A 24178-nucleotide genomic window follows, 5' to 3' on the forward strand; every position below is an offset into this window, starting at 1 on the left:
GCTCTTGTGGCGAGGGAGCTTGCTCCCGCTGGATCGCGAAGCGGTCCCTGATTCAGCTGACGACGGCGTCGCCGCCGAGCGGGAGCAAGCTCCCTCGCCACAAAAAGCTCACTCGCCATGACAGTTCTGTGCCACAGGAACCGTGCTGCTTTTAATTGTTGAGGTTTTTTTATGTTTGATTATTCCGCCCGCCCCGACCTGCTCAATGGCCGGGTCATCCTGGTCACCGGCGCAGGTCGCGGCATCGGTGCCGCAGCCGCCAAGGCCTATGCCGCCCACGGCGCTACTGTATTGCTGCTGGGCAAGACCGAAGCCAACCTGACCCAGGTCTACGACGAAATCGAAGCGGCCGGGCATCCACAGCCGGCGGTGATCCCGTTCAATCTCGAAACTGCCCTGCCCCATCAGTACGATGAACTGGCGGCGATGATCGAAAGCGAATTCGGCCATCTGGACGGGCTGCTGCACAACGCCTCGATCATCGGCCCGCGTACGCCGCTGGAGCAGTTGTCCGGTGAGAACTTCATGCGGGTGATGCAGGTGAACGTTAACGCCATGTTCATGCTCACCAGCACCTTGCTGCCACTGCTCAAGCTCTCCAAGGACGCCTCCGTGGTGTTCACCTCCAGCAGCGTCGGGCGTAAGGGACGGGCTTACTGGGGCGCTTATGGCGTCTCCAAGTTTGCCACCGAGGGGTTGATGCAAACCCTGGCCGATGAAGTCGATACCGTCGCACCGGTGCGCGCCAACAGCATCAACCCCGGCGCCACCCGCACCAGCATGCGCGCCCAGGCCTACCCCGGAGAAAACCCGCTCAACAATCCTACGCCTGAAGAAATCATGCCGGTGTACCTGTACCTGATGGGACCGGATAGCACCGGTGTCAACGGTCAGGCATTCAACGCGCAATAACCACTCGCCTTGGCGTCGCGCCGGTTTACCGTCGCGAGGTCTGCGCCCCCGATACGCAGCCAGGCGAACCGCCAAGCCCCCGTCACCCAGTGACCACAGGGGCTTGGCGAACCCGGATCAATTCATTGATTCCTAAACGGTTTTTATTCTAGTGAACCGAATGGCACGACTTTCGCTCTAAAGATCCTCAAACACGCCATGTTCGGCGGGAATGGATGTTGAGATGAGACTTATGCCTGCCAGGTAAAGCGGACTAAACTCAAATCAGATGTCCTACGGGACTGAAGGACCAGTACGACGCGCCGCCTAAAGCTGCCTCGCCCAACCTGTCAGGACAGATTCGCTTAGGGGCTCTCACCATATGAAAACGCCAACCCAGATCAACGCGATTGATTTCGACAGCGCCAAACTGCAGCGCCTGGGCTTTGGCCAGCCGTCACCGCTGGTGGCACGCTCCGTCAATCTTTCGCAGTTGCGTCAGCAACTGAGCCAGCAATTGCAGACCAGCCTGGAGCCGCAACGGATCCTGGGTCTGTTTTTCCGGGAGGTTCAGCGGCTGGTGCCCCTGGACGCGCTGATCTACCGGCACAGCCCCAGCGATCTGCGCCTGGAACTGGGGCAACGTGGGCATCACACCCTCACCTATAACCTCAGCCATGAAGGCGAGTACCTGGGTGAGTTGGTGTTTCGCCGTAACCAGCGCTTCACCGAGACCGAACAAGCCAACCTTGAGTCCGTGTTGTCGACGCTGCTGTTTCCATTGCGCAATGCGCTGCTCTACCGTGCCGCGACCCAAAGCGCCCTGCGTGACCCGCTGACCGGCACGGGCAACCGCATCGCCATGGACCAGACGCTGATTCGTGAAATTGATATGGCCAAGCGTCATTTGCAGCCGCTGTCACTGCTGATGCTGGACATCGATCATTTCAAACGCGTCAACGACAGCCATGGGCACGGCATCGGCGATGAGGTGTTGAAGGGCGTTGCCGAGGCCATCAAGCATCAGCTACGCAATGTGGACATGGTGTTCAGGTTCGGTGGCGAAGAATTCCTGATTCTGCTCTCGAACACCAGCCGGGAAGCTGCCGCCATGGTCGGAGAACGACTGCGTCACGCCGCCCAGGCGCATGATTATTTTGCCGCAGGCACGAGGATCGAACTGACGGTCAGCCTGGGCTGCGCGACCCTGCTGCCGGGCGAGTCAGTCGAAAGTCTGCTGCGCAGGGCCGACAACGCTTTGTACGTCGCCAAGCGCGAGGGACGTAACCGGTTGGCGATGGCAGGGTGAAGACAAGCCATTACAGATTGGGTGAACACCGTCGAAAAATGAGGGAGCGGGCTTACCCGCGAAGATGTCGGTACATTCAACATCTTTACAGCTGACCCTCCGCTTTCGCGAGCAAGCCCGCTCCCACAGGGGTTGAAGGTGGGTTTGGAGCCAGCGCTCACCCAAAACAATTGTGGGAGCGAGCCTGCTCGCGATGTCGATCAGGCAGTCAACCTCCCCGTTGACTGCCCTGACCCCTTCGCGAGCACGCTCGCTCCCACACAGCTTGGCTATCGGGTATCAGCTCCCGGCCAGCGCCAGGCGCTCACGGGTCGGTGAGGTTTTCCCCACGGACTCCGATTGCTCCAGTTGCATGCAGCGCTCCAGGAACAGGTACATGTAGTCATAGCTCTTGCAAACGGCCTGACGCAGTTCGGTTTGCAGGGCCTTGCTCGGGTTCATGCCCGCCAGGGTGCAGATGATTTCCAGGGCCTCCCAAGGGTGGGCATCATCATACTGGGCGTGCATCTTCAGCCATTTCATGGCGCGCTTGCGGTCTTCCTCGGCAAATGCCGCCGCGTAGATGCCATTGGAACACACCAATGCCGACCACTCTCCGGTTGCCCCTTCGATGGCGTAGTTGGTCGCGGCGATCGCCACGATCAGCGAGTCCGAAGAGCTCGTATGCCAGCACCAGTGGCTCAGCGCATGGAGCTCGGGGGGCACTTGCTGCGCTTGCAGGTCTTCCAGGGTCACGCCATGGGCGGCGCTCCAGTTGACCCAGTAATCGGCATGGTTGAGTTCGACACGAATGTTGCGCATCAGCCAGCGACGCGCCATGTCCTCGCCGGGATGGCGGGCAAAGCGGGTCTTGGTGAGGTTCTGTGCCATGTATAAGGCGAACTGTTCAACGACCGGCCAACCACCAATAAGGTAGTGGCGCATGGTCTTGGCACTGAGCTTGTTATCGCGCATGCGTTGATACAGCTCATGTTCGACAACCCGGCGTTTGCTCTCGCTGCAATCGGTAATGAGCTGTTGTGCCCATTTCGGATAGCTTGTGGCGTCCATGAGCGGGCCTGTTCGGTTGAATGTGTCGATCACTGTCGGGCTCCTTTTGATTGTGATTTTTTCCGGATCAACAAGAGGTTCAGCGGAACGTGCCGGGGGCCTTGAATAACAGCGGCTGCGGTCGGGCCGGCCTGCATTGCAACGTATCACAGGTAAACAATTGCGGGTGTTCAATCACGTACCCTTGAGCGTAATCCACCCCGATCTCCAGCAACGCCTGCTCGATCTGGGCGGTTTCAACAAACTCGGCAATCGTGCGCTTACCCATGACGTGGCCGATGTGATTGATCACCTCGACCATTGCACGGTTAATCGGGTCGTCCAGCATATCCTTTACGAAACTCCCGTCGATCTTCAGGAAGTCTACAGGTAAATGTTTCAGGTACGCGAATGAAGACATTCCGGCACAAAAGTCATCCAGTGAGAAATAGCAACCCAAGCTCTTGAGTTCATTGATAAAGCGGATAGCGCTGCCCAAATTCGAAATAGCACTGGTCTCGGTTATTTCAAAACAAATCATTTCTGGTGGAATCGAGTAGGCCGCGAACTGTTTACGCAGGAAATCAAGGAATGCCTGATCTCCGATAGTTGTGCCTGACAGATTAATCGCACACATGGCCATCGGTCCCTGCCGCGAATCGTTCAGGCACTGGCGGATGATCTTGAAGACGTTTTCCACCACCCAGCGATCCAGGGACGTCATCAAGCCATAGCGTTCCGCCGCGGGAATGAAGCTGTCCGGCAGGATCATCCTTCCGGCTTCGTCATGCAGGCGCAATAGAATCTCTATATGCCCGCCGCCATGGTCGCCGGGCCCCAGCGCGGCGATTTCCTGGGCATAAAGACAGAAGCGATTTTCCTCCAGGGCCATGTGCAGGCGCTGGACCCACGCCATCTCGCCAAAGCGCAGGGACAGTTCCGAGTCGTCGGCGTGATAGACCTGGACGCGGTTACGGCCCTTTTCCTTGGCCATGTAACAGGCCATATCAGCAGCGCGCAGAGACGCCTCCAGCGTCATCGGGCTCTGGGCGATATGCACCAGGCCAATGCTCACCGTGGTCACGAATGGACGGCCCTTCCAGACAAAGTGCAGGTTCTGTACGGTTTGGCGCAAGCCGTCGGCGATCTTTTCCGCGGCCTCCGGCGAGCAGTTCTCCAGCAGAATACCGAACTCATCGCCCCCCAATCGGGCCAGGGTGTCGTTTTCCCGCAGCCCTGATTGCAGCAACGCGCAGATATGACGCAACAACTCGTCACCCGCTGCATGGCCACAGGTGTCATTGACCAGCTTGAACTGGTCCAGGTCGAGGAACATCAAGGCATGGCGCCCCACCTGGCGCGTCAGATTGTGCAAGGCTTGTTCAAGGCGATACTCAAATTCCCGGCGATTGGCCAGACCGGTCAGGGCATCATGGGTGGCCTGCCATGACAGGTTGGCAATGTATTGGCGTTCCTGGGTCATGTCGTGCAACACCAGCACCGCCCCGCTGACCTTGCCGGCATGGCGGATCGGCGCGCCTACGAGCGTGACGGACACGGTGCTGCCATCCAAGCGCTGGATCAGCTTGGAATGCTCGCTGCCACCACCGAGCCGACCGCTGAGAATATGCTCGATCAGGGTCAGGCCTTCACTCTGGGCGTTGTCATCGAGCAGATTGAACAGTGCGGCCAGAGGCAGTCCCGTGGCGTGCTCGGCCTTCCAATGGGTCATCGCCTCGGCGGCAGGGTTCATGTAAGCGATTGCCCCTTCCACATCGGTGGTGATTACGCCGTCGCCAATGGACTGCAAGGTGATCTGCGCCCGCTCCTTCTCCAGTTGCAGGGCATTGGCAAAGACCTGTCGCTGGGCCAGCAGTTTATGCGTACGCAACAGTGCCAAAACGATCAACCCCAGGGCGGTAGCGAAGTTGGTCACCAGCAACAGGCGCAGGATGACCCGTGACCCCTCCCCCAGCGCATCGCTGAAAGCCTTGGCTGCCGGGGTGACGGAATCGTTGATCGCAAAGATTTTTGCTTTCCAGCCGCGAATGTCGGCCTCCGAAGCCTGACCTGTGCTGATGCGGCTGTGCATCTCGCGGGCGACGTTATCCAACTCGATCAGGTACCCGTCGCCGACGGTCCAGAGATCGATGGCCTCCTCCAGATAGCTGAAGTGGCGAAAGTTCAGGTAGAGCCAGATCACACTGGACACGTCGTCCGGGTGGTTGCCGCCCTTGAGGATCCCCGTGCGTGCGGCCTCCAGATCCGGCGGCTGACGGTCCAGGGCCACCCGTAACTCATGCCCCCCCTCAGGCACGGCAATCGCGCGCTGGTATTTTTGAAAGATCGCTTCGTCGCGACTGTCGGCATACAGGTTGAGGTAGTAAATGGCGTCTTTCTGGCCCTTGGACCAGAGACTCTCTCCCGCCACGTAGCCGCGAACTGCGGACAACACGTAAAGACTGACGCCTCCCAACAGCGCCTGAAACAGGACGACGGCGATAAAAGGCCAGACGATGCCCAACAACCGGGGGGTTCCGAGAGTCCGCGCTTGAGTCATGAGGTCCCTTGCATAGGCGTAGGCGATCAGCATTCAGACCGCTCATTCCCGCAAGACTAGGAGGCGTAGCAGTTCCCCGCAAGAGGCCGACCACTATTTGCCCCTGCCTCCCCTGCGAATCCTGTGCGATTGTCATGAAGGCGTTTGGGCATGAGCGGAGCGGATGCGTGAACGTCATATGCGGACAGCGCCGTAAGCGACCGGCAACTGAAATGAACGCTTCAACTGACTCCGATTGATCCCAGGCGATCAATGTTGCTGCAGATGCCCATAAAGCTTGGCGTATAAACCACCGTCAGCAATCAGTTGCTGATGGTCGCCATCCTCGGCGATTTGTCCGCCGTCAAACACCAGCACCCGGTCGGCCTGCTTCACGGCCGACAAGCGGTGCGCAATGATCAAGGTGGTACGGTTGCTCAAGAACCGCGCCAACGCCCGGTGCAGGTTGTACTCGGTGGCGGCGTCCAGCGCGGACGTGGCCTCGTCGAGAATCACGACCTTGGGCTCGGCCAGCACCATCCGGGCAATGGCCAGGCGCTGGCGCTGCCCGCCGGACAGGCGCACGCCCGAACGCCCGACAATACTGTCCAGTCCCTTGGGCAAGCTCAGGATCGTCTGGTGCAGCTGGGCGATTTCCAGCGCCTGCCAGCAGGCCTCGTCCGTGCGCTCGCGGCCCATGGTCAGGTTGGCTCGCACCGTGTCGTTGAACAGCGCGGGATGTTGCAAGACCACGGCAACATTGTCGCGAACGGTTTCCAGGCCGATTTCCTCCTGGGTCGAACCGCCGAAACGGATGGTCCCGGCCAGCGGCGTGTACAGCCCCAACAGCAACTGCACCAAGGTGCTTTTGCCCCCTCCGCTGGCGCCGACAATCGCGACTTTTTCACCGGGGGCAATCGACAGGTTCATCTGGTTCAGCACCAGTTCGTCGCCGTAGCCGAAACTCAGCCCCTGGACTTCCAGACCCACGGTGTCGCGCCCCTGGAACGGGTTAACACCGCCGGTGTATTGCGGTTCGTCGGCACGGGCCAGCAACTCGTTGATCCGCGACAATGCGCCCCCGGCAGCATAAAACGCGTACTGCAGATTGAGCAGTTGCTCCACCGGGCCGATCATGAACCACAGGTAGCTGAACACCGCCAGCATCTGGCCGATGGAGAGGTCGGAGAACAGTACGGTGAGCATCGCCGCAGCGCGGAAAATATCGATACCAAACTGAAACAGCAAACCGCTGGCGCGGTTCGAGGCATCGGTTTTCCACTGTGAACTCACGGCGTAATCACGAACCTCCCTGGCCCGTGTCCCCAAGCGACCGAGGAAATAGCCCTGGCGGTTACCGGCGCGCACTTCCTGGATGGCCTCCAGGGTTTCAGTCAGAGCCTGGGTGAAGCGCGAGGTGCTGTCGTTCTCCAGCTTCTTGAGATGCTTGACCCGTTTGCCCAACTGCACCGTGGCGTAGATCACCAACGGGTTGAACAACAGAATCAGCAGCGCCAGTTGCCAGTGCATCCACATCAGAATGCCGGCAGTGCCCACCAATGTCAGCATCGCCACCAGGAAACGACTGAGGGTTTCGCCGACGAATTTATCCAGGGTGTCCAGGTCGGTGACCAGGTGCGTGGTCACGGTACCGCTGCCCAGGCTTTCGTACTCCCCCAGGGAAATACGTTTGAGTCGTTCGATCAAGCGGATACGAATGCGATAGACGATGTCCTTGGCCAGCCTGGCGAACAATCGCGCCTGCAGCACGTTGAACAGCAAAGCGCCGCATCGCAGGGCCAGGGTCACCACCAGCATCAGGCCAATATAGCCAGCCGCGCTTTGCCAACCGGTCGGCAACGCACGGTTCATGACTTTCAATGCCGCATCGCCCTGCCCCAGCAGCACTTCGTCCACCAGCAGCGGCAACAGCAGGGGGATGGGTACGCTGCACAGCGTCGCCAGCACGGCCACGCCGTTGGCGATCCACAGGGCTTTCTTGTGTTTAAGGGCCAGTCGGCGGATTTCTGCCCAGCTCAAGCGGTCGACGCGTGGCGCAAGGGATGCGTCATCCGCCCGGTCAGGCACAGGCCGCGCGCTCCAGCCAGCGGCCCAGCAGGGGCGACAATTGGCTCAGGGGTTGGTAGCCGTTGGTGAGCAAGGCCAATTGACCGTCACGTTCGGCCAACAGCGTAGGAAAACCGGCGATGCCAAGATCCTGCACCCAGGTAAAATCCGCGGCAGTGGCCGCATGTTGCTCGGCGCGGTCAAAGGCCGCGGCAAACTCAATGCGTGGCAGCCCAGCCTGTTCGGCCAGCTCCACCAGGACGCTGGCGTGGGTCACATCACGTCCCTCGACATAAAACGCCTGTTGGATCAGCTTCAACAGCTTCCACGCCAGGTCCGGCGCCAGGCCGCGGGCCGTCACCACCGCCCGGCAGGCCGGTTCGGTGTCATAGACAAACCCGTCCGGCAACGCACCTTCAAGCTTGAACGTCTGGCCGGTGGCCTGGGTGACGGCCTGCCAATGCTCGAGGATATAACGTCGGGTGGTCGGCTCCAGGGCCGAACCGCTGCCGGTGCGCAAACCGCCTACCACCAGGTGCAGTTCTACCCCGGCGGCCTGCGCCTGCTCGACCAGTGCCTCGGCAACCGGCGCAAAACCCCAGCACCAGGAACACATCGGGTCCATCACATAGAGCAGGCGTGGGGGCATGGTTCAAGCCTCGGAAGGTGATTGCTTATAGTTGTAGCCGATTGGATGCGGCATATTGCGGGCCTTGGCCAGTTCGATCTGCTTTTGCCGGTCGATGGCGCTGCGCCGGGTCTTCTCGCTCAGCTTATCCCAGCAATGCGGGCAACTGATGCCTGGCACGTAGTGCTCCGAAGCGCGGTCTTCTACGCTCACCGGTGTACGACAGGCATGACACTGATCGTAGTCGCCTTCGCTAAGGTCATGGCGGACGGTCACGCGGTTATCGAACACGAAGCAGTCGCCGCGCCATTTGGTTTGCTCCTGCGGCACCTCTTCAAGGTACTTCAGGATGCCGCCCTTGAGGTGATAGACCTCGTCGAAACCCTGGCCGAGCATGTAGCTGGAGGCTTTCTCGCAGCGAATGCCACCGGTGCAGAACATCGCGACTTTCTTGTGCCGGGCCGGGTCGAAATGGGCTTTGATGTACTCGGGGAACTCGCGAAAGCTGGTGGTCTTGGGGTCGATCGCGCCTTCGAAGGTGCCAATGGACACTTCGTAGTCGTTGCGGGTGTCGATCAGCAAGACTTCCGGATCGCTGATCAGCGCGTTCCAGTCCTGCGGTTCGACATAGGTACCCACCTGTTTGTTGGGGTCCACGCCTTCGACGCCGAGGGTGACAATTTCCTTCTTGAGCTTGACCTTGGTGCGGTAGAACGGTTGCTCGTCGCAATACGACTCTTTGTGATCGATGTCGATCATGCGTGGGTCGTTCTTGAGCCAGGCCAACAAACCGTCGATGCCTTCGCGGGTGCCGGAAACGGTGCCGTTGATGCCTTCTTCGGCGATCAGCAGGGTGCCTTTGATGCCGTTATCGAGCATGGCCTTGAGCAGTGGCTCACGCAGCTCAACGTAATCTTCAAGGGTGACGAACTTATACAGTGCCGCCACGACAATGGATGGTGTCATGGGTATTTCTCCAGGTGGCTACCCTCGCAAAGGGTGAACCGGATGCGAAAAAAAACGCGCCGGATGAGCGGCGCGTTGCGGATTCTAGCAAAAACTGGTGGGTTGCAGGACTGCAATCAACGCCGGATGTGGCCCATTGGGCTGAGCCCTGTAGGAGCTGACGAGTGCAACGAGGCTGCGATCTTTCGCTTTGGACTCAATTGTCAGGGGAAAGATCGCAGCCTCGTTGCACTCGTCAGCTCCTACAAGCTCCTACAGTTCCTACAGCCATCAGCCGCGGCAGATCAGTGCTTGCTGCCCCCGGCACAGGTCGGCGAAGCCGGGGCTGTATCGATCTGCGCCCATTCCTCGGGGGTATAGGTGTGCAGCGCCAACGCATGGAACTCACCCATCAGCTCGCCCAGCGTGCCGTAGACCTTCTGATGACGCTTGACGCGATTGAGCCCCTCGAACTGATGGCTGACCACCACGGCCTTGAAGTGGGTCTGTAACCCACGGCTGTGCATGTGGCTTTCATCCAGCACTTGCAGGTGCTCGGGCTGCAACAGCCCGAGCGTCGATTCGATGCGTTGTTGCATGCTCATACCGGGCTCCGCTTACGGCTTTTTCTTGGCAGGGGCGGCTTTTGGCTCAAGCTCGGCGGTCATGTCCGCCAGCAGCTTGTTGACCACCGGCACTGCGCTTTCCAGCTTGGCCTGGGTCAACTGGGCCGATTGCTGGGTCAGCTGGGGCATTTTTTCCAGGACTTTCTTGCCCAGGGGCGAGCGATAGAAAGACACCAGCTCCTTGAGTTCCGGCTCGCTGAAGTTGGAGGTGTAGAGCTTGACCATGTCCGGCTTGAGCTTCTTCCAGCCAATGGCCTGGTCCAGTGCGGCGTTGGCCTTGGCCTGGTAGGTTTCGAGGGTAGCTTTTTTCGACTCGGGCGCCTTGGTCTGTTCAAAGCGCTGGGCGAACATTTGCTGCACTTGCATGTACACCGGGGTACCCAGCTTGTCAGCATGCGCCAGGGTCAGGAACTCTTCGGCACTGGCGTTGTGACTGGCGGTATCGGCAAAAACAGGACTGCTGGCACACACCAGAGCAACTGCGGTACAGATGGCACGAAGACGGGTCATCAAGTTTCCTTTTCTACAGGCGAGGTAAAACCCCAAGGGCGATCATTCTGCGCCTAATAAACGCCGGGGCTCAACCCCATTGCTCTGCGCGTCCGATTGACGGGCCGGACCGATAGAAAAACGATTGAGGGAACCCGTACCGCCCTTCAAGGCCTAAACTGCGCATTCAGACCTACAGGAGTTTGACCCGATGAGCCGTATCGAAACCGACAGCCTTGGCCAGGTTGAAGTCCCGGATGAAGCCTACTGGGGCGCCCAGACGCAGCGCTCCATGATCAACTTTGCCATTGGCAACGAACGCATGCCGCTGTCGGTGCTGCACGCCCTGGCGCTGATCAAGAAAGCCGCCGCGCGGGTCAATGACCGCAATGGCGCCTTGCCCGCCGACATCGCGCGCCTGATCGAGCAGGCCGCCGACGAAGTCCTGGCCGGCCAGCATGACGACCAATTCCCGCTGGTGGTCTGGCAGACCGGCAGCGGAACCCAGAGCAACATGAACGTCAACGAAGTGATCGCCGGGCGCGCCAACGAGCTGGCGGGCAATCCCCGCGGCGGCAAGAGCCCGGTGCACCCGAACGATCACGTCAACCGCTCCCAGAGCTCCAACGATTGCTTCCCCACCGCCATGCACATCGCCGCCACCCAGGCTGTCCATCAGCAATTGCTGCCGGCGATCGCCGAGTTGTCTGGCGCACTGGCGGAACTGGCGGCGCGCCACATGAAACTGGTCAAGACCGGCCGCACCCACATGATGGATGCCACGCCGATCACCTTCGGCCAGGAACTGTCAGCGTTCATTGCCCAGCTCGATTATGCCGAACGGGCGATCCGCGCGGCGCTGCCGGCGGTTTGCGAACTTGCCCAAGGTGGTACGGCAGTGGGCACCGGGCTCAATTCGCCCCACGGCTTCGGCGAAGCGATTGCCGCTGAACTGGCGGCGCTGTCCGGCCTGCCCTTCGTCACTGCGCCAAACAAGTTCGCGGCGTTGGCCGGCCATGAGCCCCTGACCACGTTGTCCGGCGCGCTGAAAACCCTGGCTGTGACCCTGATGAAAATTGCCAATGACCTGCGTCTGTTGGGTTCCGGGCCACGGGCCGGGTTCGCCGAAGTGAAGTTGCCGGCCAATGAACCGGGCAGCTCCATCATGCCCGGCAAGGTCAACCCGACCCAGTGCGAGGCCTTGTCGATGCTGGCCTGCCAGGTCATGGGCAACGACGTGACCATCGGTTTCGCCGCCAGCCAGGGTCATTTGCAACTGAACGTGTTCAAGCCGGTGATCATTCACAACCTGTTGCAATCGATTCGTCTGCTGGCCGATGGCTGCAGCAATTTCCAGCAGCACTGCATCGCCGGGCTCGAACCGGATGCCGAGCAGATGGCGGCGCATCTGGAGCGTGGCTTGATGCTGGTCACCGCCCTGAACCCGCACATCGGCTATGACAAATCCGCCGAAATCGCCAAGAAAGCCTACGCCGAAGGGCTGACCCTGCGCGAGGCGGCCTTGCAACTGGGGTATCTGACCGATGAAGAGTTCGATGCCTGGGTGCGGCCGGAAAATATGCTGGAGGCTGGTAGTCAAGGCTGAGATGTGTATTGGGGGATAGTCCGCCATCGCGAGCAGGCTCGCTCCCACAGGGGGATCTGTGTTGGCCGCAGTATTTGCATCCAACACAGATCAGAAATGTGGGAGCGAGCCTGCTCGCGATGAGGCCGGTCGGGTCGCGATCTATCGCCCGACAGCCAATCGCTCACGCCGGGCCCTGAGCCCGGCCATCAGCGACGGCCCCAGCGCCACCAGCGCCGAACCCAACACCACCAGTACCGCCCCGCCATACCCCAACAGATTGATCTGCTCGGCATGCACGTAATCGGGCCACCACCAGGCCGCCAACGCCACCGCGGCGAAGGTCACCAGCGGGGTGATGGCCAGCGTCGCGCTGACCCGCGACGCTTCCCAGTGAGCCAGGGCCTCGGCAAAGGCGCCGTAGGCAATCAGGGTATTGAGGCAGCACGCAAGCAGTAGCCAGCCTTGCAACGGGCTCAGTTGCAGCGCCTCCAGCGGATGCACCCAGGGCGTGAGCAACAGCGCGCAGAACAGGTAGATCACCATCATCACCTGCAACGAATTCCACACCGTCAACAGTTGCTTCTGGCCCAGGGCATAGAAAGTCCAGACCGTCGACGCCAGCAACACCATCAAGACCCCGGCGGTGTAGTCGCTCAGGGACGTCAACAGTTCGCCGAGGCGCTGGTTGAAAAACAGCGTGAAACCGATCAACAACACCAGCAGGCCAATGCCCTGCCCCACGCTGAAACGCTCCTTGAACACAAACAGACTGGCGACCAGCAACATGATCGGCCCCATCTGCACCACCAGTTGCGCGGTGCCAGGGCTCAGGCGATTGAGGCCCATCAGGTACAGCACGTAGTTGCCGACCAGCCCCAACACCGCCATCGCCACCAGCCAGCCACCCCGGGGCCCCAACACCTTGCGACTGGGCAAACGGCGAGTGGCCGTCAGGTAGATGAACAGCAAGCCACCGGACACCAGCAAGCGAAACCAGGTCACGGTGACCGGATCCATCACCTGTAGCACTTGCTTGAGCTTGATCGGCAGGATGCCCCACAACAGGGCGGTCAACAGGGCAAGGAACAAGCCGTAGACCCAGCGACCGGACGATATGTGCATGCAACCCTCGCAGCTCAAGACAAAGAGCTCCCATTCTAGGCGCGGATCGCTTCAGGACACAGGGACAGTTAGGCCGTGGACGTCCATGGGACTGTACGGGTCGTTGCCGTCGATCGCCTGACCAGGCGCAAATCAAGGACTGCACATAAGCTCAAATGACATTGACCCCGCTGCCTATGGAGACCGCCATGTTCGGCAAACGCGCCCAGGATCCCGCCCCCACGACGATTTTTCGCAGCGACCGGATCTGCCGGGTAAACAGCGAGTTTTATTTCAATACCCGGGAAGGCACGCAGGAAGGTCCGTTCGCCAGCCGCGAGGATGCGTTGCGGGAAGTGGAGGCGTATATCCAGCGGATGTTGCAATTGACTCAGGTCGCCAGCTAGCGCAGCCCCCCCTTGTGGCGAGGGGATTTATCCCCGCTGGGCTGCAAAGCAGCCCCAAAGCAGATCACTCTGTCAGCCTGATACACCTCGGTTGTAGATTTTAGGGTTGCTGCGCAACCCCGCGGGGATAAATCCCCTCGCCACAAGTAATCATCTCGCTAACTGTCAGCGCCCGCTTATCTCACCGCCTCAAACAACCCCGTCGCCCCCATCCCGCCGCCCACGCACATGGTCACGATGCCATAGCGCAGGCTGCGCCGTTGCAGCTCGCGCACCAAATGCCCGACCTGGCGCGAACCGGTCATGCCGAACGGGTGGCCGATGGAAATCGAACCGCCGTTGACGTTGTACTTCTCGTTATCGATTTCCAACCGATTGCGGCTGTAGAGGCATTGGGAGGCGAAGGCTTCATTGAGTTCCCACAGGTCGATATCGGCGATCTGCAAGCCCTTGGCCTTGAGCAGCTTGGGCACCGAAAACACCGGACCGATGCCCATTTCGTCCGGCTCGCAACCGGCCACGGTAAAACCACGAAAAAACGCCTTGGGTTTGAGGCCCAGGGCCAGGGCTTTTTCCAGGCTCATCACCAGGGTCATCGAGGCCCCGTCGGACAACTGTGACGAGTTACCCGCCGTCACCGAGCCGTCTTCAGCGAACACCGGCTTGAGGCCCGCCAGGCTTTCATAGGTGGTGTCAGGGCGGTTGCAATCGTCGCGATCGACCACGCCGTCGAGCATCTGCACCGCACCGGTATGCTTGTCCTCGACCTTGTACTTGACCGCCATCGGCACGATCTCGTCGTCAAACAGCCCGGCCGCCTGAGCCTGTGCGGTACGTTGCTGACTCTGCAAGGCGTAGCGGTCCTGTTCTTCACGGCTGACTTGATAACGGCGGGCAACGATCTCGGCGGTCTGGCCCATGGGGAAATAAATCCCCGGCACCTGTTCCTTGAGCAGCGGGTTGATCAGGTGATCGGTATTGACGCTTTTCATCGTCAGGCTGATGGATTCCACGCCACCGGCAACAATGATCTCGCTGCAACCGGAGGCAATCTGGTTGGCGGCGATGGCGATGGCCTGCAAGCCCGAGGAACAGAAGCGGTTGAGGGTCATGCCGGCAGTGCCGATACCCAACTGCGACAGCACCGCCACGTTACGGCCGATGTTATAGCCCTGGGCGCCCTCGTTCGAACCGGCGCCGACGATGCAGTCCTCGACGCTGGCCGGATCGATCCCGTTGCGCGCCAACAACGCATCGACACAATGGGCCGCCATGTCGTCCGGACGGGTCATGTTGAACTTGCCGCGAAAGGATTTGGCCAGGCCGGTCCGCACGCTGTCGACGATCACCACTTCACGCATGGCTGTACCTCAATTGTTATTGTCGGTTAGGAGTCAATTGAGCATAAATCCACTGCATAACCGACCGCGACGATCATTCACCTCGCGTATGCGTTCCCATCGCCCACTATTTGCCCTTCCTGGCTTTGCGCGCCTGTTTTGCTGAGCGCTCGAAGGCCTGCTCCAGCGCCTCATTAAGCGTGCGCAATACCTTGACCCGGGCCCAGCGCTTGTCGTTGGCCTCCACCAGGGTCCAGGGAGAAATTTCGGTACTGGTGCGGTCGACCATGTCGCACACCGCCGCCCGGTAGGCATCCCATTTTTCACGGTTGCGCCAGTCGTCCTCGGTGATCTTGAAGCGTTTGAATGGGATCGCTTCACGCTCCTGGAAACGCTCCAGTTGAGTCTCCTTGTCGATGGCCAGCCAGAACTTGACCACCACCACCGAGGCATCGGCAATCTGCTCCTCGAAATCATTGATTTCGCCGTATGCCCGCAACCAGTCGGCCTTGCTGCAAAAACCTTCGACCCGCTCCACCAGCACCCGCCCGTACCAGGAGCGATCGAACACGGTGAACTTGCCCCGCGCCGGGATATGCCGCCAGAACCGCCACATGTAAGGATGGGCGCGCTCTTCTTCGGTGGGCGCGGCAATCGGCACGATGCTGTACTGGCGCGGGTCGAGCGCTGCCGCGACCCGTCGGATCGCGCCGCCCTTGCCCGCTGCATCGTTACCTTCAAACACCGCCACCAAGGCATGGCGGCGCATGCGTTTGTCTCGCAGCAGGCCGGAAAACCGCGCCTGTTCGGTGATCAGTTGCTCTTCATAGTCAGCCTTGTCCAGGCGCAAGGTCATGTCCAGGCTGTCCAACAGCGTGATTTGCTCGTCCAGCGGTGGCAGCGGCGCCACGCTGACTTGATCCGCATTGACCTTCGAGCGGTCCAGCGCCTGGCGCATCCCGTCGAGCAAGATCCGCCCGACCTTAAGGCTGCGGTAACAGGCATCCATGCCCTCGATCACATGCCAGGGCGCGTAATCACGGCTGGTACGGCGCAGTACCCGCTCACCGTATTTGACAAACTTGTCGTAAGTCTGGGATTGCTGCCAATCGAGTGGGCTGATGCGCCAACTGTGCAGCGGGTCGTCCTTGAGCCCCTTGAGCCGGGCTTTCATCTGTTTCTTGGACAGGTGAAACCAGAACTTGAAGATCAGCGCGCCTTCATCGCAGAGCATTTTCTCCAATCGTTCAGCGCCATTGATGGCCTGGTCGAGCCGTGGGTCCTTGATCTGGTCATGCACGCGGCCCTGCAGCATCTGGCTGTACCAGTTGCCAAAGAAAATCCCCATGCGCCCCTTGGCCGGCAGCATCCGCCAATAACGCCAGGCCGGTGGCCGGGACAGTTCCTCGTCGGTCTGCTGGTCGAAGGTACGCACTTCGATCAGCCGCGGGTCCATCCACTCGTTGAGCAATTTCACCGTTTCGCCCTTGCCCGCGCCTTCGATGCCGTTGATCAGCACAATGACCGGAAAACGACGCTGCTGATGGAGCTCGTACTGGACTTCGAGCAACGCTTCCCGCAGTGCCGGTACTTCGGCGTCATAGGTCTCTTTATCGATGACGTGACCGATTTCGGCGGATTCGAACATGGGCAGCTCCTTCCAGGGAATGGGGCAAGACTAGCGGATTGGACGCGGGCCGTGTAGGAGCTGCCGAGTGGAACGAGGCTGCGATCTTTCGCTCGGCATTCCGTTGACTGGGACAAGATCGCAGCCTCGTTGCACTCGGCAGCGCCGGCAGATGCATACGCAAGGGAGCGCTCAGCGATCGATCGGCTAGAATAGCCTTCCCGTTTTGACCGAGCCTGCCATGACGCCCGTACAGCACCACGCCCAACTCGACTGGGACGATCAAGGTCGTCCGCGCTCGCGGGTGTTCGACGATGTGTATTTTTCCGATCAGTCGGGCCTGGAAGAAACGCGCTATGTGTTCCTTGAGCAGAACGACCTGGCCGAGCGTTTTGCCGCACTGCCGGACGACGGGCGGCTGGTGATCGGTGAAACCGGGTTCGGCACCGGGCTGAATTTTCTCTGCGCCTGGCAGCTGTTCGAACAGTGCGCGCCTATCGGAGCGCGGCTGCATTTTGTCAGTGTCGAGAAATACCCCTTGAGCCCTGAGGACCTGCGCCGGGCACTGGACTTATGGCCGCAGCTCAAGCTTCAAGCTGATCAACTGCTCGTGCAATACGTCGCAATCCATCAAGGCTTCCAGCGCCTGACGCTGGCGGACGGTCGGGTGACGCTGACCTTGTTGATCGGCGATGCCCTGGAGCAATTGCCGCAACTGGATGCGCAAGTCGATGCCTGGTTCCTGGACGGTTTCGCGCCGGCGAAAAATCCCGAGATGTGGACCGCCGAGCTGTTTGCCGAACTGGCGCGCTTGGCCGCTCCCGGCGCGACCCTCAGCACCTTCACCAGCACCGGCTGGGTGCGACGACTGTTGAATGCGGCCGGCTTCAAGATGAAGCGCACGCCGGGCATCGGCCATAAATGGGAAATCCTTCGCGGGGTGTTTCTCGGCTGGCCGCAGCTGACACCCGCACCGACCACGGTAAAGCCCTGGTACGCCCGCCCCGCCGCGCTCAGTGGCGAGCGTCGGGCCTTGGTGATCGGCGGCGGCCTCGCCGGTTGCGCCAGCGCGGCCAGCCTGGCGGCCCGTGGCTGGCAGGTGACGCTGCTGGAACGGCATGCCGGGTTGGCCGAAGAAGCCTCCGGCAACCCGCAGGGCGTGTTGTATCTCAAGCTGTCGGCCCATGGCACGGCCTTGTCGCAGATGATCCTCAGCGGTTTCGGTTACACCCGACGCTTGCTCGAACATCTGCAGCGAGGGGTCGACTGGGACGGCTGCGGCGTCTTGCAACTGGCCTTCAGCGACAAGGAAGCCGAGCGCCAGGCGCAATTGGCCGAGGCCTTTGCCGAGGATTTGCTGCACGTCCTGGATCAGCCCCAGGCCGAGGCGCAGTCCGGTATCGGCCTGACCTGTGGCGGTCTGTTTTACCCGCAAGGCGGTTGGGTCCATCCGCCCGCGCTGTGCCGCTGGCAGGCATCCGGCCTCAAGATTGAGGTGCAAGCCCACCATGAAGTCCTCGAGCTGCGGCGCGTCGACGGCCAGTGGCAGGCCTGGGACGGTGAACGTTGCCTGGCCAGCGCACCGGTCGTGATCCTCGCCAGCGCCGCCGAGATCAAACGCTTCGACGCGGCCGCCGACTTGCCCCTCAAGCGCATTCGCGGACAAATCACCCGCCTGGCGCAAACCGCCCGCAGCCAGGCACTGCGCACGGTGGTTTGCGCTGAAGGCTACGTGGCGCCGGCACGCTTGGGTGAGCACACCCTGGGGGCCAGTTTCGATTTCAAAAGCGACGACCTGACCCCCACCGCCGCCGAGCACGCCGGCAACCTGCAGATGCTGGAGCAAATCTCCACTGATCTGGTAGACCGCCTGAACGCCAGCACCCTGGACCCGGAACACCTCCAGGGCCGCGCGGCGTTTCGGTGCACCAGTCCGGATTATCTGCCGATTGTCGGTCCCTTGGCCGAACGTCGCGCCTTCACCCAGGCCTACTCGGCGCTGAGCAAGGACGCCCGCCAGGTGCCGGACTGCCCATGCCCCTGGCTTGAGGGCTTGTACATCAACAGCGGCCACGGGTCCCGGGGCCTGATCACCGCGCCCTTGTCGGGCGAGTTGATTGCCGCCTGGCTGGACAACGAACCTTTGCCCCTGCCCCGCAGCGTGGCCGAGGCCTGCCATCCGAACCGGTTTGCGTTGCGGGCGCTGGTTCGAGGCAAGGCCTAACGCAGATCGCAGACACACCACAAACCCTGTGGGAGCTGAGCTTGCTCGCGATAGCGGCGTGTCAGTCTACTAAGATGCTGGCTGATCTAACGCAATCGCGAGCAAGCTCAGCTCCCACAGGGTCCTCTTAATGTTTGAATCGCGCGGCAATCCCTGCAGCCCCACCCATCGGCTTATAACGCATTGATCTAAAACTCACGCCAATCCCATCGGTCAGTTTCAAAGTACCCGCCATTTTGGCGTATGCTGTTTGACCCTCCCCAACGGAAAAACCGGTAAGGACTTATGTGCGGATTAGCTGGAGAGTTACGTTTCGATCAACAACCTGCGGACCTTGCGGCCGTAGAGCGAATCACCCATCACCTGGCCCCTCGCGGCCCCGACGCGTGGGGTTTCCACAGTCAGGGCCCCATTGCCCTGGGCCATCGGCGCCTGAAAATCATGGACCTGTCCGACGGCTCGGCCCAGCCGATGGTCGACAATCAACTGGGCCTGTCCCTGGCCTTCAACGGCGCGATCTACAACTACCCTGAATTGCGCGCCGAGCTGGAAGGCCTGGGTTACGCCTTCTATTCCGGTGGCGACACCGAAGTGCTGCTCAAGGGCTACCACGCCTGGGGCGAAGCGCTGTTGCCCAAGCTCAACGGCATGTTCGCCTTCGCCATCTGGGAACGCGACGCCAAGCGGCTGTTCATCGCCCGCGACCGTCTCGGTGTCAAGCCGCTGTACCTGTCGCGCACCGGCCAGCGCCTGCGCTTTGCCTCGGCCTTGCCGGCGCTGCTCAAGGGCGGCGACATCAGCCCGATGCTCGGCCCGGTGGCGCTGAACCATTACCTGAACTTCCATGCCGTGGTCCCGGCGCCCCGCACCCTGCTGGCCGGCGTTGAAAAGCTGCCGCCCGCCACCTGGATGCGGGTCGAAGCCGACGGCACCACCGAGCAGAAAACCTGGTGGACCCTGCCCTATGGCCCACGGGCCGATGAGCAGAACCTGAACCTGCAGGACTGGATCGACCGCGTGCTCGACAGCACCCGCGAAGCGGTCGCCATTCGTCAGCGTGCCGCCGTGGATGTGGGCGTGCTGCTTTCCGGCGGTGTGGACTCCAGCATGCTGGTGGGCCTGCTGCGGGAGGTCGGGGTGGAAAACCTGTCCACCTTCTCCATCGGCTTCCAGGATGCCGGCGGCGAGCGCGGTGACGAGTTCCAGTATTCGGACCTGATCGCCAAGCACTACGGCACTCATCACCACCAGTTACGCATCGACGAAAAAGAAATCATCGAACAACTGCCGGCGGCGTTTCGAGCCATGAGCGAGCCGATGGTCAGCCATGACTGTATCGCCTTCTACCTGCTGTCGCGGGAAGTGTCCAAGCATTGCAAAGTGGTGCAAAGCGGCCAAGGCGCCGATGAACTGTTCGCCGGGTACCATTGGTATCCGCAGGTGGACGGCGCCAGTGACCCCTACGCGGCCTATCGCGCCGCGTTCTTTGATCGCAGCTACGAAGAATATGCCGCTACCGTGCAGCCCAAATGGCTCACGGCGAACGACGCCGCCGGCGACTTCGTCAAGGAACACTTCGCCCAGCCAGGCGCCGACGCGGCGGTGGACAAGGCCCTGCGCCTGGACAGCACCGTGATGCTGGTGGACGACCCGGTCAAGCGCGTCGACAACATGACCATGGCCTGGGGCCTGGAAGCGCGCACGCCCTTCCTGGATTACCGCCTGGTGGAGCTCTCGGCGCGGGTTCCGGCGAAATTCAAGCTGCCTGACGGCGGCAAACAGGTCCTCAAGGAAGCTGCCCGACGGGTCATCCCCGGCGAGGTCATCGACCGCAAAAAAGGCTACTTCCCGGTGCCCGGTCTCAAGCATCTGGAAGGCAACACCTTGGCCTGGGTCCGTGAGCTACTGCTGGATCCGAGCCAGGATCGCGGCCTGTTCAACCCGGCGATGCTGGATCGCCTGCTGACCGACCCCAACGGCCAGCTCACCCCGTTGCGCGGCTCAAGGCTGTGGCAACTGGCGGCGTTGAACCTGTGGCTCAGCGAGCAAGGAATCTGATGGATGAAACCTCACAACCAACGCCTGCTGCGCGGCCAGGCACCCTCCTATGAACGCCTGCAGGCACGCTTGGCCGAAGACGGCAGTGAGCTGGGCGCCGACCCGATTGCGGTGCACTGCGGGTGGGGCCGATTGCTGATCGGCCATACCTTCCCGGACCCGGCAAGCCTGGCCCAAGAGCTGCTCAATGAACAATCGGGCGAGCGCGACATTGCCTTGTACGTCGCCGCCCCCCAGCAAATATTGGGGCTGGAACCGGCGCAGTTGTTTCTTGATCCATCCGACACCTTGCGCCTGTGGTTCAGCGACTATCGCCAGGCCACCCGGGTATTTCGCGGTTTCCGGATTCGCCGGGCCCAGAGCGAGGCCGACTGGCAGGCGATCAACCTGCTGTATCAGGCCAGGGGCATGTTGCCCATCGATCCGCAACGGCTCACGCCGCGCCATGAGGGCGGGCCGGTGTACTGGCTGGCCGAAGATGATGACACCGGCGCGGTGATCGGCAGCGTCATGGGCCTCAATCACCAGAAAGCCTTCAACGACCCGGAAAACGGCAGCAGCCTCTGGTGCCTGGCCGTGGATCCGCAGTGTTCGCGGCCCGGTGTCGGTGAGGTCCTGGTGCGTCACCTCATCGAGCACTTCATGAGCCGTGGCCTGAGTTACCTGGATCTTTCGGTGCTGCACGACAATCGCCTGGCGAAAAGTCTCTACGCCAAACTCGGGTTCCGGAACCTTTCGACGTTCGCCATCAAACGCAAGAACTGCATCAATCAGCCGCTCTTCCTCGGGCCAGGCCCAGAGGCGCCGTTCAATCCTTATGCGCGCATCATTGTCGAAGAGGCTCACCGCCGGGGCATCGAAGTCCAGGTGGACGACGCCGAAGGGGGATTGTTTACCCTGGTCCATGGCAGCCGCCGGATCCGCTGCCGTGAATCCCTCAGTGACCTGACCAGCGCTATCAGCATGACCCTGTGCCAGAACAAAAGCCTGACCCACAAAGTGCTGAAGAACGCAGGCCTGAACTTGCCGGCCCAACAGTTGGCAGGCAACGCCGATGACAACCTGGCATTTCTCGATGAGCACGAACGGGTGGTGGTCAAGCCTCTGGACGGTGAACAGGGACAAGGGGTGGCGGTGGATCTGCGCACAATTGAAGAGGTGCAGAGCGCGATTGAAACAGCCCGCCAGTTTGACAGCCGAGTGTTGCTGGAAAGCTTCCACGAAGGCCTGGACCTGCGCATCCTGGTGATTGGCTTTGAAGTGGTGGCCGCAGCGATCCGGCGGCCGGCGGAGGTGATCGGCGACGGTCGGCACACCATCGGTGCGCTGATCGAAGCCCAGAGCCGCCGCCGACAAGCAGCCACGGGGGGTGAAAGCAAGATTCCCACGGACGCCGAGACCCAACGTACATTGAGCGCGGCCGGCTATGACTACGACAGTGTGCTGCCGGCCGGCAAACACCTGTTCGTGCGGCGTACGGCGAACCTTCATACGGGTGGCGTGCTGGAAGATGTCACCGGGATCCTCCATCCGACCCTGACCGAAGCTGCGATACGCGCCGCGCGGGCCCTGGATATTCCCATGGTTGGCCTCGACCTGTTGGTGCCGGCGGCCGATCAACCCGAATACGTGTTCATCGAAGCCAACGAACGCGCCGGCCTGGCCAATCACGAACCGCAACCCACTGCCGAGCGCTTTGTGGATTTATTGTTTCCCCACAGTCAGGCGGTGGCCTAGGTCTTTTCTCTGTGGCGAGGGAGCTTGCTCCCGCTGGGCTGCGAAGCAGCCCCCTCCATCTATAACCGGGTTTGTGGGACAGGCCGGAGATCTGAACGGCGATCGCTTCGCGGTCGAGCGGGAGCAAGCTCCCTCGCCACGGGTTTCCCTTACTTAAACCTTCCTGGAGGAGTTTCCATGATCAGCAAGATTCCCGAACCGAATCTCGAATACCTGCAAAAGGTCCTGCTGGAAATGCTCGCCATTCCCAGCCCCACCGGTTTCACCGACACCATCGTGCGCTATGTCGCCGAGCGGCTCGAAGAGTTGGGCATTCCTTTTGAAATGACCCGGCGCGGCACCATCCGCGCCACCCTCAAGGGCCGCCAGAGCAGCCCTGATCGGGCCGTGTCGGCTCACCTGGACACCATCGGCGCCTCGGTGCGCGCGATCAAGGACAACGGACGCCTGACCCTGGCGCCGGTCGGTTGCTGGTCCAGCCGGTTTGCCGAGGGCAGCCGGGTCAGCCTCTTTACCGACACGGGGGTGATCCGCGGCAGCGTACTGCCGCTGATGGCGTCCGGGCATGCATTCAATACCGCCGTCGATGAAATGCCCATCAGTTGGGACCACATCGAACTGCGCCTGGACGCCTACTGCACCACCCGCGCCGATTGCGAATCACTGGGCGTGGGCATTGGCGACTATGTGGCTTTCGATCCTTTGCCCGAGTTCACCGAGAGTGGCCATATCAGTGCGCGGCACCTGGACGATAAAGCCGGGGTCGCGGCGCTGCTGGCGGCGCTCAAGGCGATTGTCGACAGCGGCGAAGAGCTGCTGATCGACTGCCATCCGCTCTTCACCATTACCGAAGAAACCGGCAGCGGCGCGGCGGCGGCACTGCCTTGGGATGTGAGCGAGTTCGTCGGCATCGACATCGCCCCGGTCGCACCTGGCCAGCACTCAAGCGAACACGCGGTGAGCGTGGCGATGCAGGATTCCGGCGGGCCCTACGACTATCACCTGTCACGGCACTTGCTGAAGCTGGCCAGGGAAAACGAACTGCCGGCGCGCCGCGACCTGTTCCGTTACTACTTCAGCGATGCGCATTCCGCCGTCACGGCCGGCCACGATATCCGCACCGCCCTGCTCGCCTTCGGCTGCGACGCCACCCATGGCTACGAACGCACTCACATTGACAGCCTGGCCGCCCTGAGCCGCCTGCTCGGCGCCTACATCCTCAGCCCACCGGTATTCGCCAGCGACGCCCAGCCGGCCCAGGGCTCGCTGGACCGCTTCAGTCACCAGATCGAACACGATGCACAGATGGAAAGCGATACCCGGGTGCCGTCGGTGGACAGCTTGATTGGGCAGCGGTCGGATAACTGAGCCAAGTCGCGGTACCGGCAGCCAGCATGCCTGGTGCTCTCGACGTGTACACAATCCAACTGTGGGAGCGGGCTTGCTCGCGAAGTGCGGTGGGTCAGTTTGCATAAATGTTGAACGTACCGCCGCCTTCGCGAGCAAGCCCGCTCCCACCAGGATTTGCAATGACCGAAAACCACAGGCTAGCCGCAAAAGCCCTTTGGCCGTA

The 24178-nt window shown here is 61.3% G+C and carries 18 protein-coding genes; 8 read left to right on the top strand and 10 right to left on the bottom strand.

Features of this window, described 5'->3' with window-relative positions; translation table 11 throughout:
* Window positions 1-171: 171 nt before the first annotated feature.
* Together AAIS01_RS15190 and AAIS01_RS15195 are read left to right on the top strand one after the other, a co-directional pair.
* Window positions 172-912: a YciK family oxidoreductase gene (locus AAIS01_RS15190; protein ID WP_092458477.1), complete on the top strand. Its 741-nt coding sequence runs from the start codon at window positions 172-174 to the stop codon at window positions 910-912.
* A gap of 361 nt (window positions 913-1273) precedes the next feature.
* Entirely contained in the window at window positions 1274-2200 is a 927-nt protein-coding gene (locus tag AAIS01_RS15195) for a GGDEF domain-containing protein (RefSeq protein ID WP_343469628.1), read from the top strand.
* Between the two features lie 279 nt (window positions 2201-2479).
* On the opposite strand, the gene AAIS01_RS15200 is transcribed toward AAIS01_RS15195, so the two are convergent.
* The 7 genes from AAIS01_RS15200 to AAIS01_RS15230 all read right to left on the bottom strand — a co-directional run bounded on the left by AAIS01_RS15200 (window position 2480) and on the right by AAIS01_RS15230 (window position 10544).
* A complete protein-coding gene (locus AAIS01_RS15200; RefSeq protein WP_431191924.1) occupies window positions 2480-3250 on the bottom strand; it encodes an iron-containing redox enzyme family protein in 771 nt (256 codons plus the stop codon).
* Window positions 3251-3329: 79 nt separating this feature from the next.
* Window positions 3330-5789, bottom strand: coding sequence for an EAL domain-containing protein (locus tag AAIS01_RS15205; RefSeq protein WP_343469704.1), 2460 nt, complete (start codon window positions 5787-5789; stop codon window positions 3330-3332).
* A gap of 249 nt (window positions 5790-6038) precedes the next feature.
* Window positions 6039-7856 carry an ABC transporter ATP-binding protein gene (locus AAIS01_RS15210; RefSeq protein WP_343469630.1) on the bottom strand — a complete coding sequence of 606 codons (1818 nt, stop codon included), beginning with the start codon at window positions 7854-7856 and terminating at the stop codon, window positions 6039-6041.
* Complete coding sequence (locus AAIS01_RS15215; protein WP_343469631.1) at window positions 7849-8484, bottom strand: DsbA family protein; 636 nt, start codon at window positions 8482-8484, stop codon at window positions 7849-7851. Before AAIS01_RS15215 ends, AAIS01_RS15210 begins: the two co-directional genes overlap by 8 nt.
* Window positions 8485-8487: 3 nt before the next feature.
* On the bottom strand, window positions 8488-9429 hold the full coding sequence (gene trhO, locus AAIS01_RS15220) for an oxygen-dependent tRNA uridine(34) hydroxylase TrhO (RefSeq protein WP_214913073.1): 942 nt from the start codon (window positions 9427-9429) through the stop codon (window positions 8488-8490).
* 284 nt (window positions 9430-9713) lie between these two features.
* Window positions 9714-10013: a BolA family protein gene (locus AAIS01_RS15225; RefSeq protein ID WP_047226295.1), complete on the bottom strand. Its 300-nt coding sequence runs from the start codon at window positions 10011-10013 to the stop codon at window positions 9714-9716.
* Window positions 10014-10025: 12 nt separating this feature from the next.
* The gene (locus AAIS01_RS15230; RefSeq protein WP_047226294.1) at window positions 10026-10544 is read right to left on the bottom strand and encodes a DUF2059 domain-containing protein; all 519 of its coding nucleotides are present in this window, start codon (window positions 10542-10544) and stop codon (window positions 10026-10028) included.
* Between the two features lie 190 nt (window positions 10545-10734).
* Here AAIS01_RS15230 and AAIS01_RS15235 point away from each other — a divergent pair, with 190 nt between their 5' ends.
* Complete coding sequence (locus tag AAIS01_RS15235) at window positions 10735-12129, top strand: class II fumarate hydratase (protein WP_343469632.1); 1395 nt, start codon at window positions 10735-10737, stop codon at window positions 12127-12129.
* A gap of 141 nt (window positions 12130-12270) precedes the next feature.
* Here the strand turns inward: AAIS01_RS15235 and AAIS01_RS15240 are convergent, their stop codons facing one another.
* Entirely contained in the window at window positions 12271-13233 is a 963-nt protein-coding gene (locus AAIS01_RS15240; protein WP_092397615.1) for a DMT family transporter, read from the bottom strand.
* Window positions 13234-13421: 188 nt separating this feature from the next.
* On the opposite strand from AAIS01_RS15240, the gene AAIS01_RS15245 reads away from it, so the two are divergent.
* Entirely contained in the window at window positions 13422-13619 is a 198-nt protein-coding gene (locus AAIS01_RS15245; RefSeq protein WP_092458464.1) for a DUF6316 family protein, read from the top strand.
* 176 nt (window positions 13620-13795) lie between these two features.
* On the opposite strand, the gene AAIS01_RS15250 is transcribed toward AAIS01_RS15245, so the two are convergent.
* Complete coding sequence (locus AAIS01_RS15250) at window positions 13796-14980, bottom strand: thiolase family protein (RefSeq protein ID WP_092458461.1); 1185 nt, start codon at window positions 14978-14980, stop codon at window positions 13796-13798.
* A gap of 106 nt (window positions 14981-15086) precedes the next feature.
* Entirely contained in the window at window positions 15087-16607 is a 1521-nt protein-coding gene (gene pap, locus AAIS01_RS15255; RefSeq protein ID WP_343469633.1) for a polyphosphate:AMP phosphotransferase, read from the bottom strand.
* A 220-nt stretch (window positions 16608-16827) separates the two neighbouring features.
* Between pap and mnmC the strand changes: the two genes are divergently transcribed.
* From mnmC to AAIS01_RS15275, 4 genes are all read left to right on the top strand, one after another.
* The gene (gene mnmC / locus AAIS01_RS15260) at window positions 16828-18810 is read left to right on the top strand and encodes a bifunctional tRNA (5-methylaminomethyl-2-thiouridine)(34)-methyltransferase MnmC2/FAD-dependent 5-carboxymethylaminomethyl-2-thiouridine(34) oxidoreductase MnmC1 (RefSeq protein ID WP_343469634.1); all 1983 of its coding nucleotides are present in this window, start codon (window positions 16828-16830) and stop codon (window positions 18808-18810) included.
* A gap of 285 nt (window positions 18811-19095) precedes the next feature.
* Window positions 19096-20868 (top strand): N-acetylglutaminylglutamine amidotransferase, encoded by a 1773-nt coding sequence (locus tag AAIS01_RS15265; protein ID WP_343469635.1) that lies wholly within the window; start codon window positions 19096-19098, stop codon window positions 20866-20868.
* Between the two features lie 3 nt (window positions 20869-20871).
* The gene (gene ngg, locus AAIS01_RS15270) at window positions 20872-22605 is read left to right on the top strand and encodes an N-acetylglutaminylglutamine synthetase (protein WP_343469636.1); all 1734 of its coding nucleotides are present in this window, start codon (window positions 20872-20874) and stop codon (window positions 22603-22605) included.
* A gap of 177 nt (window positions 22606-22782) precedes the next feature.
* Entirely contained in the window at window positions 22783-23973 is a 1191-nt protein-coding gene (locus AAIS01_RS15275) for an osmoprotectant NAGGN system M42 family peptidase (protein ID WP_431191925.1), read from the top strand.
* The last annotated feature ends 205 nt before the right edge of the window (window positions 23974-24178 follow it).

The organism is Pseudomonas halotolerans, from assembly GCF_039581215.1.
Classification (GTDB): Bacteria; Pseudomonadota; Gammaproteobacteria; order Pseudomonadales; family Pseudomonadaceae; genus Aquipseudomonas; species Aquipseudomonas tehranensis.